Origin of the sequence: Thermogemmata fonticola (assembly GCF_013694095.1) — a bacterium.
GTDB classification, from domain to species: Bacteria; Planctomycetota; Planctomycetia; order Gemmatales; family Gemmataceae; genus Thermogemmata; species Thermogemmata fonticola.
The window spans coordinates 63,999-80,927 of record NZ_JACEFB010000015.1 but is presented as its reverse complement, the minus strand read 5'-3'; the positions used below and the strand labels follow the sequence as shown (position 1 = coordinate 80,927).

General features: G+C 63.6%; 13 protein-coding genes. 11 read left to right on the top strand and 2 right to left on the bottom strand.

Annotated features, from left to right (window positions below):
- Window positions 1-8 precede the first annotated feature (8 nt).
- From H0921_RS15445 to H0921_RS15425, 5 genes are all read left to right on the top strand, one after another.
- The gene (locus H0921_RS15445) at window positions 9-1,421 is read left to right on the top strand and encodes a phage major capsid protein (RefSeq protein WP_194539420.1); all 1,413 of its coding nucleotides are present in this window, start codon (window positions 9-11) and stop codon (window positions 1,419-1,421) included.
- 260 nt (window positions 1,422-1,681) lie between these two features.
- Entirely contained in the window at window positions 1,682-2,287 is a 606-nt protein-coding gene (locus H0921_RS15440; RefSeq protein WP_194539419.1) for a phage head-tail connector protein, read from the top strand.
- 197 nt (window positions 2,288-2,484) lie between these two features.
- On the top strand, window positions 2,485-3,090 hold the full coding sequence (locus H0921_RS15435; protein ID WP_194539418.1) for an RNA polymerase sigma factor: 606 nt from the start codon (window positions 2,485-2,487) through the stop codon (window positions 3,088-3,090).
- A 77-nt stretch (window positions 3,091-3,167) separates the two neighbouring features.
- A complete protein-coding gene (locus H0921_RS15430; RefSeq protein WP_194539417.1) occupies window positions 3,168-3,995 on the top strand; it encodes a hypothetical protein in 828 nt (275 codons plus the stop codon).
- Between the two features lie 169 nt (window positions 3,996-4,164).
- Window positions 4,165-4,725 carry a hypothetical protein gene (locus H0921_RS15425; RefSeq protein WP_194539416.1) on the top strand — a complete coding sequence of 187 codons (561 nt, stop codon included), beginning with the start codon at window positions 4,165-4,167 and terminating at the stop codon, window positions 4,723-4,725.
- Window positions 4,726-5,003: 278 nt separating this feature from the next.
- Here H0921_RS15425 and H0921_RS15420 read toward each other — a convergent pair whose 3' ends face one another.
- On the bottom strand, window positions 5,004-6,500 hold the full coding sequence (locus H0921_RS15420; protein ID WP_194539415.1) for a glucose-6-phosphate isomerase: 1,497 nt from the start codon (window positions 6,498-6,500) through the stop codon (window positions 5,004-5,006).
- 77 nt (window positions 6,501-6,577) lie between these two features.
- Between H0921_RS15420 and H0921_RS15415 the strand changes: the two genes are divergently transcribed.
- The 5 genes from H0921_RS15415 to H0921_RS15395 all read left to right on the top strand — a co-directional run bounded on the left by H0921_RS15415 (window position 6,578) and on the right by H0921_RS15395 (window position 14,536).
- On the top strand, window positions 6,578-7,783 hold the full coding sequence (locus H0921_RS15415; protein WP_194539414.1) for a 2,3-bisphosphoglycerate-independent phosphoglycerate mutase: 1,206 nt from the start codon (window positions 6,578-6,580) through the stop codon (window positions 7,781-7,783).
- Between the two features lie 284 nt (window positions 7,784-8,067).
- Window positions 8,068-9,207, top strand: a complete 1,140-nt coding sequence (locus tag H0921_RS15410; RefSeq protein WP_194539413.1) for an NAD(P)/FAD-dependent oxidoreductase — start codon at window positions 8,068-8,070, stop codon at window positions 9,205-9,207.
- A gap of 272 nt (window positions 9,208-9,479) precedes the next feature.
- Window positions 9,480-11,378: a GTPase gene (locus H0921_RS15405; RefSeq protein ID WP_194539412.1), complete on the top strand. Its 1,899-nt coding sequence runs from the start codon at window positions 9,480-9,482 to the stop codon at window positions 11,376-11,378.
- The gene (locus H0921_RS15400) at window positions 11,375-13,312 is read left to right on the top strand and encodes a GTPase domain-containing protein (protein ID WP_194539411.1); all 1,938 of its coding nucleotides are present in this window, start codon (window positions 11,375-11,377) and stop codon (window positions 13,310-13,312) included. Before H0921_RS15405 ends, H0921_RS15400 begins: the two co-directional genes overlap by 4 nt.
- Window positions 13,313-13,579: 267 nt before the next feature.
- Entirely contained in the window at window positions 13,580-14,536 is a 957-nt protein-coding gene (locus tag H0921_RS15395) for a CHAD domain-containing protein (protein WP_194539410.1), read from the top strand.
- 114 nt (window positions 14,537-14,650) lie between these two features.
- On the opposite strand, the gene H0921_RS15390 is transcribed toward H0921_RS15395, so the two are convergent.
- A complete protein-coding gene (locus H0921_RS15390) occupies window positions 14,651-14,893 on the bottom strand; it encodes a hypothetical protein (RefSeq protein WP_194539409.1) in 243 nt (80 codons plus the stop codon).
- 1,011 nt (window positions 14,894-15,904) lie between these two features.
- Here H0921_RS15390 and H0921_RS15385 point away from each other — a divergent pair.
- Window positions 15,905-16,909: a hypothetical protein gene (locus H0921_RS15385; protein WP_194539408.1), complete on the top strand. Its 1,005-nt coding sequence runs from the start codon at window positions 15,905-15,907 to the stop codon at window positions 16,907-16,909.
- Window positions 16,910-16,929 lie beyond the last annotated feature (20 nt).

Sequence of the window (16,929 nt, the reverse complement as noted above, 5' to 3'; positions counted from 1 at the left end):
GTTCAGCCATGACCGGTGTGTCTGTGTCGAGCAGTGGTGGTGTCCCGGAGAAGTTCCACAGCCGGGAGGAATTGGTGGCATTCATTGAACAGGAGGCGCGCGCGGCGGTGAGCCGGGCGGCGCAGGCTCCTCCAGGCGGGACGGTCCGTGTGGAGCGGCGCGTGCCGTGGGTCACCAGCGGGCCGGTGCTCCAGGACTCGGCAGGCTATTCGGTGCTCAAGGCGGCTGCTTTGGCCCTGGGGTTTGTCGGTCCGGAGCAGGCCAAGGAGGAGCTGCACGTGCACGAGCAGTTGCGGCAGTTGTACGGCGGCTACGGCTTCGTGCCGCATCAGGGGCAGCAGTCGTTTCTGGTGCCACTGGCGAGTGCCCATCTGCCGGCCTTCGAGCCGCAAGGCCAGCGCCTGCGCGAGGAGCTGCGGCAGAAGCTCAGCGCAGCGACGGAGCGCTACGATCCGGACGAGGCGGCCTGGCTGCGGCGACGCACCTCCCCGTGGAGTAAGGCGCTGGGCACCGTGTCGGATAGCGCCGGGGGAACGCTGGTCGCTGGCCCGCACGTGGGCGAGCTGATCGATTTGCAGCGGAGCCTGGAGGTGTTCTCCGCCGCGGGAGCACGGGAGGTGGCTTTGCCGCCGAACGGCCGCCTGCAATTCCCCAAGCTGACTGCTGCCAGCACCGCCTACTGGGTGGGGGAAGGGACAAGCATTCCAGAAAGCCAGCCGGCAACCGGCATGCTCAGCCTCCAGGCGAAGAAGCTCGGCGTGCTGGTGCGCCTGAATAACGAACTGCTACGGTTTGCCAGCCCCAGCGCGGAAGGACTGGTACGCTACGACATGGCGCGGGCGGCAGCGCTCAAGGCGGACCTGGCCATGCTGGAAGGGAGCGGCGGCACACAAATCCAGGGGCTGCTGACTTATCCGGACATCGTGGTGCATCCGGCCTCGGCACCAGGAACCAACGGGGACCTGTTCCAGCCGCAGGATGTCGCCCTGATGGAAAGCCGCCTTCCCGACGCGGTGGAGGCTCCCACCGCTTGGGTCATGCGCAAGAGCATGTATGCCGCCCTGATGAATCGGCGGACGGACGCTATCAGCACGGGGGACAACCGCGGCGTGTTCCTCTTCCGCGAACCCCAGGCCGGAGACCCGAATCCGCCCAAGCTCTTCGGCACGCGCGTGGTCCGGTCCGCCCAAGTGTCCAACAGCCGAACCAAAGGCTCTGCCTCCAACCTGACCTACATTCTGCTCGGCTACTTCCCGGACTGGATCATCGCCCGCCTGGGGATCATGGAGTTTCTCGCCAGCGGTCTGGGAGACAGTGCCTTGCAGAACGATCAAACGGTTTTGCGGGGCATCCAGCACATCGACGCTGGCCCACGGCATGCGGCCAGCTTCGTGCTCTGCGATCAGTTGGTCATCGCTTGAGCGCTGCCAGTTCCTCGTGGCCAACCCGGAGGTAGCCCATGCGAAGATGCGGCGCGGGGAGAGGCACACTGCCGGTCCAGGGGGGCGGACGGTCCGCGACCGGTGGGGACGAGGCCGACTCCTCGCGCCGCCTGGTCTCTGCCTCCTCGATTCTCTCAAAATCCGATGGTTTCTATTGTATTGTCAAATATCCAAAACAAATAACTCAGAATTATTATGACAATTTTACTCTGTTGATTTTTCTAAAAGGAGGTTCACACATGCTGGAAACCTTGGCGAATGTGAAGCTGGCGCTGGGAATCAGCGGGACGGACAGCGACGGCCTGCTGGAGCGCCTGATGACCTCTGCGGGGGAATGGATTCGGGAGTACACCGGGCGGGAGTGGACCGGCGGGACCTTCACGGAGGTGCACGCCGCCGGTTACACCCTAGTGTTTTTGCGCAATTTCCCTGTGGAGACGCTGGTGAGCCTCAAGGTGGACCCCAAGCGGGAGTTTGGGCCTTACACGGAGCGGCCGTTGACCAGTTTTGTGGTGCACCGGGAGCGGGGCGTGGTGGAATCGGTGGATGGGCCGTTTCTGGAGCCACAGGACGGGGGCAACGGAGATTGGCCCGGCGCGTTGCAAGTGGTGTACACGACGCCGAGCGGAGCGACGCCGGTGGCGGTGCGGGAGGCATTCATTCAACTGGTCGGCTACTGGTACCGCTTGACGCGCACGGCGATGGTCCAGAATCACGAGTTGCTGGTGAGCCAGCAGAGCGGCACGGAGATGAAGACCTGGCCGTGGCCGGCGGTGTCGGGATTGCCCCGGATGCCCGCGGGGGTGGTGCAGTTGTTGCAGCCGTTTCGCGCCCCACCGTTATAGGGGAGTCACTGGGAGGCGAGGGGATGAAAAGCGCCAACGGGAACAGACGGAGGAGCGTTAATGGGGTTGAGCGGTGGAACGGACGCCGGCGGGAAAGCTGGGGCCGGAACCTGCTGGCTCCCCGGCGGCGCACATCCGTGCGGGAAAGGTGGTATAGTAAAGACAGTCGCACTGGAGGCTGCCAGGAATTCAGGTGGATGAGCCGCCGCGTGAATGCCAGCAATCGTTCCCACCCGGATGATGAAACCTGCTGGGTCCGGTCCGCGCAAGCCGGCGACCGTCAGGCGTTCGCTCAGCTTGTGGAGCGGTATTGGGACCGCTTGTACCGCTGGCTGTACCATCTGGCGCAGGACCGGCACACTGCCGAGGACCTGACCCAGGAGACCTTCCTCAAGGCGTTGGCCGGGCTAGACTCGTTCCGGGCCGGGAGCAATTTCCGGGCTTGGCTTTTCCGCATCGGGCATAACAACTTTGTGAACCGCAAGCGGGGCGAGCGCCACGGGAACCACCCGCTGCCGGAGGATGTGAGCGGTACGGCCCAGGTGCGGGCGGAGGTGGCCGCGGAACAACGGGAATGGCTGGAGCGTGTGGAGAGCGCAGTTGCGAGTCTGCCGCTGGATTTCCGAGCGGCCCTGTTGCTGCGGGTGTATGAGGGGTTATCGTTCCGCGAGGTGGCCCGGATTTTGCGGACCACGGAGGAGACAGCCCGCTGGCGGGTATTCAAGGCCCGACAATTACTCCTCCAGCAACTGGCCCCGGAATTACTCCCCCCCAAGACCCGCGACGGACCGGAAACCGCTTGAAAGGAAGCGCTTCGGCCTGAAAGAGCCTGGAAAAACAAGGGAACAGCGAACAGCCAGGACGCAAGGGAGACCCCATCATGAGCGATTCTTCCGGCCCGCGAGAATGGACCTGCCGGCAGTTCCGCCGGGCGGTGCTGGCACTGCCGGACCCGCGCTTTGTTCCCAGCCGCCTGCGTCAGCATGCGGAGCAGTGCGCGGATTGCCGGGTCTGGGCGGAGCAGGCCGCGGAATTGGAAAGCGCTTTGGGTCAACTGCGGGTTCCCCCCAGCAGCGGCGGCAAGGCACGCTTGCTCGCGCAATTGCGGCCAGCGTCCGGGACCGTTCCCTCCTCCCTACGCTATTCCCCACCGATGCCGAGCCGGTTCCCAGGGCGGCAGTGGAGGCTGCGAGCCTGGCTCATCACGGCGGGCGCTCTGGCCGCGGCAGCCGTAGTGGTTGGGATCTATGCCGGCGGGTCTGGGTCTGGGCCGCAGCCGGAGGCGGCGCATTCCGGCGTCTCGTATCCTTTCTTGGAGCAACTGGTGGCGCATGATGTCGCCTTGGCCCGCGCGAGTACCGCCGGTCAGCGCCTGCAAGCCCTCAGCGCCCTGGCGGACACCGTGGCCCAGGAAACCCAGGCCTTGGCCCGCATCGCTAGCCCTGAAGAGCTGCGGGAACTCGTCCGCTGGTACGACAAAGTGGTGGAACGCGGGCTGATTCAGCAAGCTGAGGAATGGGCTGCCCAGATGCAAACGGAACGGGAACGGCAGCAGTTATTAGAAATGGCGGGACGACTCGCCGCCACGGCCCAGGCCACGGAGAACTTGCTCGATACGGTCCCTCCACACGCCCAACTGGTCCTGCGGCAACTGGCCCAGACCGCCCGCGAAGGCGAACACAAAATCAAGCGCCTCAGCGGCACGTAAGCCCAGTGGCACGTAGGCCCAAAGTGACGGAACAGAAGATCGAATCGATGGAAGGAAACCGGCGCAAAGGTGGACGGTCCAGGAATCCGGTGAGGAAGCCCGGTGAGGTCAAGCTTCGGAGGAACTGGCAAGGGAGGGCGACAGAGCACGGGTGAGGTGAGGTGCCACAATGAAGGCGAAACGCTGGGGGGTGACCACAGGGGTGATGCTGGTGCTGAGCGCGTGGGTCGGCGCTCAGGCCCCTGGGCGTGTGTTGCCCGCGGCGGATCGTGCCCGCCTGTTCCAGCATCACCGGGTGCTGGCTGGGATGCTCGTGGATCACGGTCTGGACCTGGCGGCGTCCCGCCATCCTCTGGATCGGGCCGAGGAATGCCAGCGTACGGCGCGCACGCTGGGCCAGGCTCTGCACCGGGCGGCTCAGGAACAAGACACCTCCCGCTTGAATCAACTGAGCGAGCTGCTCGTTCTGGTCATCCGCGAGGGTTTGGCTCCCACGCTCCATGAGGCTGCCCGACTGATTTCCCCCCAGTCTCCGGAAGCGAAACGCTTGCGGGACATCCGGGATCGCAGCCGGGGGGAACTGGCCCAGCTTCGCCAGCAACTGACTCTGGAAGAAGCCGCGGAGAGGGGGTTGCCCTTGCAGACGGTACTGGAACGGCTCACCAGCGCGGAAAGCCAACTCCGCCTGCTCGGCGAGGAAGCCTCCACCCCCGCTTCCTCGTCGCGGTGAATCGACCTGTCCCAACCACTCGAAGTGACAGCTCCGTTTCCTGACCGGCCCTTGGGAGCGTCATTTTCCCGGAAGACGCGCTTCGGACTACTTTTTTCCCGAAGGACGCGCTTCGGACTACCCCGGATGGGAGCCATAGATGGGAGCCATAGGGGAGCGGTTTCGGACCGTTGAAGGTTAGGGCGATTGGCCCGGCGATTGCGACGGCAGTTTCCAACGGTTTTTTTGGAAAGGTACCTCCTACCGGAGAGTTTTCGGGAGGGCCACCTGTGGGCGTGTCAGGGAGTACCCGCCGTGTCTCCCTTGGGGAGATTGGGGGTCGCCTTGAGGAGGCGCATCATGTTGGCCTTGTAGGCTTCGACGCCGGGCTGGCCGTAGGGGTTGATCTTCATGAGGCGGCCTTCCACGACGGTGGCGAGCATCAGCATTTGGAACACCTGGCCGAGGGTGTATTCGTTGAGGGTGGGCAGGAGGATGTCGGCGGTGGGTCGGGCGGCTTCCCAATAGGCTTGCATGGTCCCGGCGTAGGCGGCTTCGAGTAGATCGGGATAGCCTTTGCGGCTGAATTGGTTGAGATCGTCCTCGTTGTGTTCGGCCATGCCGAGAATGACCGGCGGATGGCGCGGCGTTTTCACCACGAGGTTGTTGATGAGCTTGTCGCGGCTGCCTTCCTGATGCTGCTGCCCGCGGCTGTGGAGATCGCGGGTGTTGACCACGGTGAGGGGAGTCGCCCCGCGGCCTTGCTTGCCCAGGGATTCGGCGAGTAACTGATCGTACCACCAACCGATGGCTTCGAGCTTGCGGGACCAAACGGCCAGGACGCGGATCGGCTTGCCCAACTGTTCGGTCATGAGGTAATTGACGGCGGCGAATTGCAGCACGGGGTTGCGCTCGAAGGACTCTTCAAGGAAGCGCTTGGTCATGGCGGCGGCGCCCTGGAGCAACGCCCGCACATCCAGACCGACCACGGCGGCGGGTAACAGTCCCACCGGAGTGAAGATGCTGTAGCGCCCGCCGATGTCGTCGGGGATGGTCAGGATTTCCTCTTCGCCATACCCTTCGGCCTGGAACCATTCGCGCAGTTTCCCCTTGGGTCCGGTCACGGGCACGACCAGGCGGCGGAGCAATTCGGACTTGGCGCCATAGCAGCGGGCCAACTCCCGCCAAAGGACGCGGAATGCGGCGGCAGTTTCCAGAGTACCGCCGGACTTGCTGATGACAATCAAAGCCCAGCGTTCCTCCGGGATGTCCGGATCGACCAGGGTATTGTCCAGCAGTTCGATGAGTTCGTGCAGCGTGTCGTTATCGACGTTATTTCCTTCAAAGTAGATGCGGGGGCGGTTGAGGCGCAACTGGGCCGGCATTTCATTGTGGTAGCTGTGGCAGAGGGCGTCGATGAGGGCCTTGGCCCCCAGGTAGCTGCCGCCGATGCCGAGGACCACGACGCGGCCGGCTTCCTCCCGCAAGCGCTGGGCGATCCGCAGGAGTTTCCCTAACTCGCTGGCATCCTGGCGGCGACGGTAGGCATCGAGCAGCTTCTGGGGCAGGTCGATGAACCCGGCCTGGAGGGGTTGGTCCCTGGGAGGCACCGTTTGCAAATCCCGCTCGGCAGCCACTCGGCCTCGCACAGCCAGCACATCCTTTTTGATCTGTTCCAACTGGGCCGGGTCCAGGAAATGACGGGCTTGCAATTCCGCGAGCGGCGTCCAGGCGTCCGCCACCGGCAATAGCAGGCGGCGATAATCGTATTCCACCGATTCATCCGGCAATTGCATGACGGCGTCCCCCCCTATCTGAGGATCGGGCTTACCATCACTGTACGCTGCAAGCGAACCGCTGTAAACTTGGCCTTATGACCACCCAGGATTTGATCCGTGAGTTACGGGAACCGGCAGACAGTAAAATCGTTCTTCTCGTCGCCGACGGACTGGGGGGACTTCCCCTGGAACCGGGCGGCTTGACCGAGCTGGAAAGCGCCCGCACGCCGAATCTGGATGCCTGCGTCCAGGAGGGAGTTTGCGGCCTGTCCATTCCCGTGCTGCCGGGGATTGCGCCGGGCAGCGGTCCAGGCCATTTGGCCCTCTTCGGCTACGATCCGCTCCAGTATCGCATTGGTCGCGGCATTCTGGAAGCCTTAGGGATCAACTTCCCGATCGGTCCGGAGGATGTGGCGATCCGGGGGAACTTCTGCACCCTGGATGGCCAGGGACGGATCACCGATCGGCGGGCCGGCCGGCCTTCGCAAGAGCAGAACCTGGCGGCGGTCGAACGTCTGCGGCGCATTCAACTGCCGGGAGTGGAGCTGTTCGTTGAGCCGGTGCGGGAGCATCGCTTCGTGCTAGTGTTGCGGGGGACGGGACTGGGGGACCAGGTCAACGACACCGACCCGCAGGCCGTCGGCGTGGCACCCTTGACGGCCCAAGGTGCAGACCCGGCCTCGCAGAAGACTGCGGAGCTGATCAATCAGTTCACCGCCGCCGCTCGGCAAGTGCTCGCGGATTGCGCTCCCCTCAATGGGGTCACCCTCCGAGGGGCAGCCCGCCGGCCTGCCATTCCCGCCTTTACCGAGGTGTACGGCCTCAAAGCCGCCGCTCTGGCTGTTTATCCGATGTACAAAGGCCTGGCCCGACTCGTCGGCATGGACGTGCTCGACGCCGGGGCATCCCTCCAGGAGCAGATCGCCACCCTCGGCCGTGTCTGGAAAGAGTATGACTTCTTCTTCCTCCACTACAAATACACGGATTCGACGGGGGAAGACGGCAACTTCGCCGCCAAGGTCCAGATGATCGAGCAACTCGATGCTGCCATCCCGCAGATCCGCGCCTTGCGGCCCGATGTTCTCATTGTCACCGGCGACCACTCCACACCCAGTAAGCTGCGGAGCCATTCCTGGCATCCGGTGCCCACCCTGCTTCTAGCCGACACCTGCCGCCCGGATGAAGCGACCAAGTTCGGGGAACGAGACTGTCTGCGCGGCGGGTTGGGACAATTTCCCGCTCAGTATCTGATGCTCCTGGCGATGGCTCACGCCCGCCGCCTCGGCAAGTACGGCGCATGAACCGCCTGCCGTTCCTTCCTGCGTCAGCGATGACTTTTTCCCGTGCTCCAATCCCTTCATCGTGCTGCATTCCCTTCTGACTGCTTCGCATGGGGGAAAACCACACAGCCGCCGGTGAGGGTTTACCCGGAGTCACGCTTCCATTTCGGCTCCCGCTCCCCTGCGCAGGCGGCGGGTTGACGAGGGTGAATAGCCAAAGGATGACGAGGAAATGGGAGCAGACAGGGCGAAGGCTCGCGGCTGCCTGCTGCTCCTGTTCGGATGGCGGCTCGTAGAATGCCGGTATGAGGGGAAGTGTGGACATTGCGGTGGTGGGCGGCGGGGTGATCGGCCTGAGCTGCGCTTATGAACTGGCCTGTCGTGGCTGGCGAGTCGGAGTGTGGGATCGCGGGGCACTGGGCCAGGAAGCATCCTGGGCGGGAGCGGGAATCATTCCACCAGGTCAGGTTGACAAGGCGGCCCTGCCGTGGGAACGGCTGCGGGCGATCGGGGCAGCCCGATTCCCCTCCTTGGCCGAAGAACTGCGGGAGCTGACAGGGATCGACATTGGCTATCGCCGCTGCGGCGGGATCGAGTTCCTGGAAGCGGAAGAAGCGGCGGAAGTGACGGCCCTGTGGTCAGCGGAAGGCATCGCCTTCGAGCGCTGGGAAGCGGAGGAATGCCGGCGGCGGGAAGCAGGAGTGATTCCGCCGGAAGGTATGACGGCGTGGTATCTGCCGGGTATGGCCCAGGTGCGCAATCCGTGGCTGATGCGCGGCTTGATCGCTGCCTGCGAACGCCGGCAGGTGGAGTTGCATCCGCAGGAGGAAGTCGTGGGGCTTGCCGGTTCGCCGCCGCGGGCGCAGGGCGTGCTTTTGGCGGATGGAAGTGTGCAGGCTGTTGAGCGCATCTTGCTGGCCGCGGGCGCCTGGACGGACGGCGTCCTGAAGCACCTCGGCAGCGTCGGCGCGGGTATCCATCCGGTGCGGGGCCAGATCGTCCTGGTGCGCTTCGCCCCGCCTCTGAGCCACCGCATCCTCATAGTGGGCAAGCGGTACATCGTCCCGCGCGGGGATGGCCACTATCTGGTCGGGTCCACCGAGGAGCCGGAAGCTGGCTTCACCAAAGCGAACACCGCCGGGGCCGTGGCGGAATTGCTCGATTTTGCCACCCGCCTGCTGCCCCCTTTGCACCAAGCCGAACTGGTGAAATGCTGGAGCGGCCTGCGCCCCGGTTCGCGGGATGGCTGGCCCATCATTGGCCCGTTGCCCGGCTGGGAGAATGTCTGGATGGCCGCGGGCCATTTTCGCGCCGGCGTCCAGCTTTCCCCCGGTACTGCCCGGCTAATCGCCGAAGTCTGGAGCGGCCAGACACCCTGCGTCCCGCTGGAAGCCGTGGGCTGGCACCGGCCCTTTCCCTCCGGGCCGCGCGCCTTCCGTTCCTGACGCAAAATCCCAAATACACCGGCAAGAAGGGACAGACGCTCCGAGCACGACCGTTTCCCTGCCCGCAAAACAGGAGTCACCCTTCTCCCCGCCTCATGATAATCTGATAAAGGGCATACTCCCTAATCTAAACGTAATCATCAATAGAGAGAAGGAAGGTCCTCCTCAGCTTGGCGGCTTCCTCAACAGGAAGGCAGGAGCCTCCCCACAGCGTGGCGTCCTCAACCTGGGAGAACAGGAACCGCGGCGACGACCTGCAACAAGGAACAAATATGGCATTGTCCTTAGCCTCACTACGGCAGACGGTCACGGAGTTGGCCGAGTCTCTGGACTGGCTGGAAGAGCACCTGCGGCAGCAAGCGGAAGCCGGCAGTTCCGCCGCCGGGGAGCTAGCCTTGGCCTCCGCTCTGGTGCGCAACGTGATCGCTCCTTTTGCGGAGGGAGCCAGCGCACCGCCCTTGCATCTGGCCGTGGTTGGCGGCGCCGGAACGGGCAAAAGCACGGTGGTCAACTTCCTCCTGGGCCGCCCCCTGGCTCAGTCCAACCCCCAAGCGGGCTTCACCCGGCATCCGACCGCTTTCGTCTTGGCGGAAAGCCTCTCCGCAGTGTGGCCGGCGACGCCGGGATTCCTGGACGGCTTGCAAGCAGTCTCCACGCCGCGCCCCGCCGATGCCGACGAGGACATCTACCAGGTCCGCCATCTTCCCCCGCAGGCGGAGGAACCGCTGCGCGACTGCGTCCTCTGGGACTGCCCGGACATGACCACCTGGGCGGCCCAGGGCTACCTCCGCCGCTTGCTCGAAGTCGCCGCCTTGGCCGACTTGCTCGTCTACGTCGCTTCCGATGAGCGCTACAACGATCTGGTGCCGACGCAGTTTTTGCATCTGTTGGTGCGGGCGGGCAAGCCGGTCGTCGTCGTGCTCAACAAGGTGGCGCCGGAGCAGGCGGAGCGGCTCATCGAGCATTTCCGGCAGGAAGTCCTGGGCCGGCTCCCCCGGCGGGCCGACGGCACCTTGCCCCAAGTGCCGGTGCTGGCCTTGCCGCTTCTCACCGCGGACCAGCGGCGCGATCCCGCCGGTGCCGGTGCAGACCTGCGCATTCCCCTGCTCAATCAGGTCCTGGCTTTGCTCGATAATCCCCCAGCGGTCCGCCAACGTCAGGTGCAGCATGCTTTGAGCTTCCTCGAAGTGCTCATCGCCGGTCTGGAAACCGCCGCCCGCAGCGAACTGGAAGAATACCAGGGCTGGCAGGAACTGGTCCGCCAGGGACGGCTGGCCTTCGAGCGGCGTTACGAAGTGGAGTATCTGGAGGCGGAGCGCTTCGCCCTGGTAGATCGCTATCGCCAGGCGTGGATGGAGCTATTGGAGCTGCCTGCGGCGGGGCGGTGGCTCAGTGCCGTGCTGTGGGTGCTGCGCACCCCCTATCGCGCGGCGCGGGACTATGTCCGCCGCTGGTGGGAGACCGCCGTCATTCCCCCGCTGGAGGCGGACGTGTTGCGGGAAGCCGCCCTGGCCTGGCGGGACGGCCTCCATGCCGAAACCCTCCGCCGCACCGAACGCCACCCCTTCTGGCAACGCCTGGCCCAGCGCTTCCCCAGCGAACTGCTCCCGGCCTGGCAGCAGCAATGGGACCGCCACTGCCAGCAATTCACCCGGCAGGAGCAAGGAGAATTGGAACAAAGCTGTCAGCAGCTTCTGGAACACTGGCGGGCGCATCCGGGCCGCTTGGCTGCCGCGCGCGCCGGCAAGCTCCTCTGGGACCTCACCGGCCTGGGCGCCACCCTCTACTTCACGTGGCCGCTCGACTGGTATCACTTGCTCCTGGTTCCCCTCAGCGTCTCGCTCACTCATCAGGTGGTGGAAGGGATCGCCACGATGCAGGTGGACGCCTTGCGGCGGCGCCTGCGGCAGCAGCGGGCAGCCGACCTGCGGCAGGCCCTGACCGGCCCCCTGGAAAACTGGCTCCAACATTGGCCCGCGCAGGGGAACACTTCTCTGGCCCGCCTGCACCAGGTGCTCACCCAGGCTCCCCAAGCCCTCCAGCGCCTGCGCAGCGCCGTGGCGGAACGAATCTCCCACACTGCTGCCGCTCCGCCGCCGGCCCCCGCCGCCCCCAACGCCCAGCCCGGCAGTCTGCCTCCCCTTGTCCCAAGCCGTGCGGAGAACCCATGAACGAACAGCTCCCCACCGCTGGACCCGCCCCCGCATCGGCCGGTTCGCCCCCCGGCCCCTCGGATTCTGCCGCCCCCACGAACGCCCCCCTCGATCCTGCCGCCTTTTTCCCCAGTCTCACCGCCTTGCTGCGCATCCTCGAGCAGAGCTTGCACCAGTGGTTCGACCGGCCCCACCCCTTCCCCCTTTCCGCCGTCCAAAAAGCTCAGTTGCTCCAACTCTTCGAGGATTTGCGCCGCCAACTTGACCTGCTCGCCGCGGAGCACCCCTTGCTCCTGATCGTCTTCATGGGAGGAACCGGCGTCGGAAAGTCCACGCTCCTCAACGCCCTGGCCGGCGCTCCGATTGCCCCCGCTGATGTTCAGCGGCCGACCACACGCGAACCGGTGGTCTATCTCCATCACTCGATCCGGCCCGAACGGCTCGATCCGGCCCTGCGCCTGTGCCGCCTGGTACCTCACGATCGGGAAGAACTCCGCCACAAAATCCTCGTCGATACGCCGGACCTCGACTCCAACGTGCCGGAAAACCGCGACAAACTCGCCGCCATTTTGCCCATCGCCGACATCGTGCTCTACGTCGGCTCGCAGGAAAAGTATCATGATCAGCTCGGCTGGGAGCTATTCCGGCAGCAACGCCGCCGCCGAGCCTTCGCCTTCGTCCTCAACAAATGGGACCGCTGCCTGACCGACGAAGAGGGATTGCGGCCCGATGAGGACCTGCTGCGGGACTTGCAGGCCGAAGGATTCACCCAGCCGCGTCTGTTCCGGACGGCTGCCCACCGCTGGGTCCAAGCTCAGCAAGCCGGCCAGCCTGTGCCCCCGCCGGACTTGCCGCCCCAGGAGCAGTTCCTGGAGTTGCGCCGCTGGATCGAATGGGGACTGACCCGCCGAGAAATCGAAGCCATCAAGGCCCGCGGGATCGAACAACTCCTCGACACCTTGAGCCACACCTTACAGAGCTTGATGCCAGCCGACCTCCAACCGCTCCTTCCCCGGCTGCAACGTGCATGGGAAAATCTCCTGGCCGAACAGGCCCAGCAGCAGAGCGCCTCCCTGCTCCGTCTTCTCGACCCTTACCAGGCGGACATCGAGCATTACTTCCACGAACGGGACCAGCAGCGCTTCCGCGGCCTGATGGCAGCCTATTTGCGGGCCACCGTCTGGTTGCGCCACAGCGGCTCCCGGCTGCGTCATCCTTTGCGTTCGGCCTTGCCTTCCTTCACCGGCTCGGCCCGCCGCCATGACGCAGATGCGGCGCCGCTCGATTCCTTGCATCAACTGCTGCCCTGGGAGGGAATCGGACCGCTGGCAGCTTCTTCCCTCTCCAGCCGCGGGCAAGACCTGGCCCACCGCCTGCTCCTGGCCGCCCAGCCCCTCGGCCTGCCGGCCGCCCTGCTTCAACCGTACCTCGACCAAACCCGCTCGACCGGCGAGGGAGAACGCCGCCTCCAGCAAGCGATCGCTCAGGCCCTGCAAGATGTCGAACGGGAATTCCTGGAAGCCCCCGGACCCCGCCGACTCCTCCGCCGACTCCTCATTCTCGTGGCCAACTACGCCCCCGAACTCGCCTTCCTCGCCACCGCCGCCATCCTGCTGTGGCAATTCATCGTCCAGCAGCAGGTCCCCGGCCTCTTTTCCCTCAGCCTTGTCCTGCTCATTCCCCTGCTGGTGCTCGTCACCCTGCACCTGCTCCTGCATCTGCTCCTTCCCTTGCACTGGGAGCTTCTGCGCCAGCGCCTCCAGCATCACCTCCAAAAACGTCTGCACCAGGAGCTGTGCGAACAGTATCTGCCCTGGCTGGACGCCATCGTCCGCCAGGTCCGCGAAGAGCGGCAGCAGCTTCAGGAGTTGCTCGAAGAGTTGCGCCGCATCCGCCACTGGATCACCGCTCATGCCACCCAGGGCGAGATCGCTGGACTTTATGGCCAGTGACGCCGTACTGTCTCCTCAGCGGCCAGTGACATTGCCCAGACACACTCATCCAGGGTGCAGCCGCCCGTGCGAATCGTGAGACATGAAATCCCCCGAAGCACGCCTTTGTTTCCTCAACGGAGCCATCACCCCCCCTCACTTTTCCCCCGCCTGCTCGCATGTCAAGCAGCAACGGAAATGATATAATTATGGGCAAAATGTGTCGGCAATGTGAAGGCGATCCCGCGTTCTCTCACGCCCTTTCCCTGGACTAGCCGGATGAATGCCATGGCCGAGGGCAAATGGATCGAAGGGTTGACGGCAACGATGCCGGTGTCCGCGGCAGCGCACAAGGTGCTGAGCATCCGTCTCGCGGTGGTCCGGCACTATTTGCCGCTGGCGGCGGAGCGGCCGGAGGACGACATCGAGCATGTCCACCAGTTGCGCGTGAGCACGCGCCGGGCGGGCGCCGCTTTGCGCGTCTTCCGGGACGTGTTGCCCAACCGCCCCCGTCGCCGGGTCCGCCGCCTTCTTCGCCGCCTGCGCCGCGCTGCCGGCCAAGCTCGTGACTGGGATGTCTTCCTCCTGAATCTGCCCCAGGCCCGCGCCTTGCAGACCGCCGCCAGCCGCCCGGCTGCCGACTTCCTCCTCGGTTATGGCCTGGGACAACGGCACGCCGCCCAGCTCCTGCTGGTCCAGGCTGCGGAACAGGAGGGAGCTGACCTCAACACCGCTGCCGACGAACTCCTCGAAGCCCTGGAACAACCCCGTGATAACGACGACCCGCCCCTGCGCTCCTTCGCCCTCGAACAATTCCACCCCCTCTTCACCGACTTCCACCAGGGTGTGCTGGCCGACCCCGCTCAGCCGGCGGAACTCCATCAGTTGCGCATCAGCGGCAAGCGCCTCCGCTATGCTCTGGAAATTTTCATCCCCTGCTTCCCGGAATGGTTCCAGCAGCAGCTTTATCCCGCCGTCGAAGAGTTGCAGGAACTGCTCGGCACGCTCCAGGATGCCGTGGTCGGCTCCGAGCGGCTCAAAGACCTCGCCGCGCATCTACGGCGGCACTTCCCCCACTACTGGCCCCGCCTCCGTCCCGGCCTCGACGGGCGCATCCGCTCCCTCCGCGCCCAGATTCCCGCCCTGCGCAAAGCCTTCCAGAAATGGCGCTCCCGCTGGCTGGACCTGGCCGAGCAAGTCCATGAAGTCCTGCCCGCCCTGACCGCCTCCGCTGCCCGCTCCTGACACCCCGCTGTCCCGAACGTCGCGCCGACGTTCCCCTCTTCTGTCAAAAGGTTCGCCTCTTCGCCTTGCGCACCTCGCTCATCACTCCGGTGTCTCGCCCGCCCTTAGTCACTGTCAGCTCTTTGGCAGCGGCGGACTCAAATCCGCAGGCGGAGGCAAACGCTCCCCTGGCACTCCTCCCGCCGGCGGACCCAGCGGGCCAGGACCCACACTCGGCGGGCGCACCGGCGGCGCCTCCAGCTTGCTCGGAAAACAACAATCCAGCGCTCCCGCAATCGGCGCATTGCTGCATCCCCCCGCTCCCGCGCACGCCGCCGCCGCGACTACTCCGCTCCAGAACCACCGCTGACTCCGCATCGTCACCTCCTGAGGTTCTGCTTTCCTTCACATATGCCCAGTGAAACTGCTCGAACGAACCGGCCCCTAGGAGAACAAACCTCACCCCAATACCCCCTCCGCCACGCGCCCAGTCCGTTCCCACCGGCCCATGCCCCGCCAATCCAAACCCACCCCATAGCCTCCGCCCCGCCAACAAGCAAGAGGAAACCGGGGAAGTGCAAACCCCTAGACGCCGGCAGCCCCTAGCGACGCGGCTCTCCATGTGCTCTTCTGCATCTGACCTCAATCTAATCTCACCATGTCTCCAAAACCCTGACGGATGCAGTCCCTTTGTTGATCAATCGACTTCCGCTTTCTACACTGGAAGAACCCTTTTTGCAACATCAAAATCACCTTCTCGAAATAAAAGAAAAAACCAAAAAATGCTTGACAAGTGCAATCTATCTGTTAGTGTGGAATTCAAACTATCGCTTGCCTGTAGAGTGGACGCGGGTCTAGGGATACCTTCTCGGTCATCCCGCCGCCGCGTAGCTGGGACTTGTAAAACTTCGGATTCCCGGAGTCGGTCCCGCTTGGAAACCGCCTCTGAGCGCTCAGCCTTCATCCAGACAAGCGAACAGGATACGGAAAATCGCACGAGAAAAATTTGCTGTTTTCGGGCAAAGCAAACCCTCCGAGGAGCGAAGAGCAAAATAGCCGCCCCTGCTGTTCGGACACCGACCCCCTGGGAGTCGCAAAGACGGCCCCCTACTGTTCGGACACCGATCCCCTGGGAGTCGCAAAGACGGCCCCCTACTGTTCGGACACCGATCCCCTGGGAGTCGCAAAGACGGCCCCCACACTGTCAGGGTGAGGCGAAGTCGGAGGTAGATAGGAGATAGGGAGGACGATCCGGCCCCAGAGCCGCTAGGGAACATCCGGTCCCGGAGCCGCCGGTTCGGGGGCGTGCGTCCCGCCCCCACTCCGGGACCTCCTTCTCGATTGCATCAAGCAATCGAACAGCATGGCCCCAACCCATGAGGTACTTCCATGAACCAGATGATCGCCCGAGTTTTCACAGCCACTGCGGTGTGGTTGCTCCTGCTGTCCCCTGCTTGCGCCGATGATATTGGAGACTATCTCCCAGAACATGTGGATTTCATTATCACAGTGAATTTCGCCAAACTAGTGGAGTCGCCGCTAGCGAAGCAGTATCTTCCCGAGTTAATCAGGAAATACGGATTCGAGATTTTCCGCGAAATGGCTGCCGAGACAGGCATCAAGAAGAGGGCTTTTGATAACAATGAGGATAACATCCGTAGGGTTTTGAGCGACGCCGTGGAGAATCGTCGTTGGTTAGAGGCCTACGGCAAAGCCGTTCAGCGGATCACATTCGGTGGCAGATTAGATTCATCAGAAGAGCCAGAAATCGTTATATTTGAGGGCAATTGGGACGCGAGATTACTTGACGGCCTATGCACTTTTAGCGCACTAGCCGCTCCTGAGAACCTCAAGGTTATTAAGGAAGGTAAACGGAAGTACTTTCAATTCCTACCCCAAGAGGGTGCAACCCCATTCGGTGCCATCCTCAGCGATGAGATGGCGGTAATGGCACCCACCAAGGAGGCTCTTTTCAGGGCTATGGATCTTCATGAAGGAAAGCGAGTTCAGAGTAAAGCCAGGAAAGAGCTACGTGATATGATCCGAAAATTGGACCCAGATACGGTAATAGGTTTATGTCTTTATGATGCTAATAACAAGTTTTCTATTATGGCAAGCCTTTACGTAGACAAAGAGATCAGAATTATAGCTAGGGCGGTGGCGCTCAATGAAATTGGAGCTGTCCTGCTTGCCAATGGTATCAGGGGTTTTATTCGGGAATTGAAAGAGCAAACTGCCCAAATCGCAAGGATTAATCCTACCTTCAGGGGTGTCGTGGATGCTTTTGACAAGGTCGAAGTCGAGCAAATTGAGAATGAAGTGCATGTTCGAGGGCGGTTGCCTGCTGAGGCCATCCATAAGGTGATGAAGGAGCTACTAAGCAACAAGGAATAAGGTACAAAACATCTCTTATT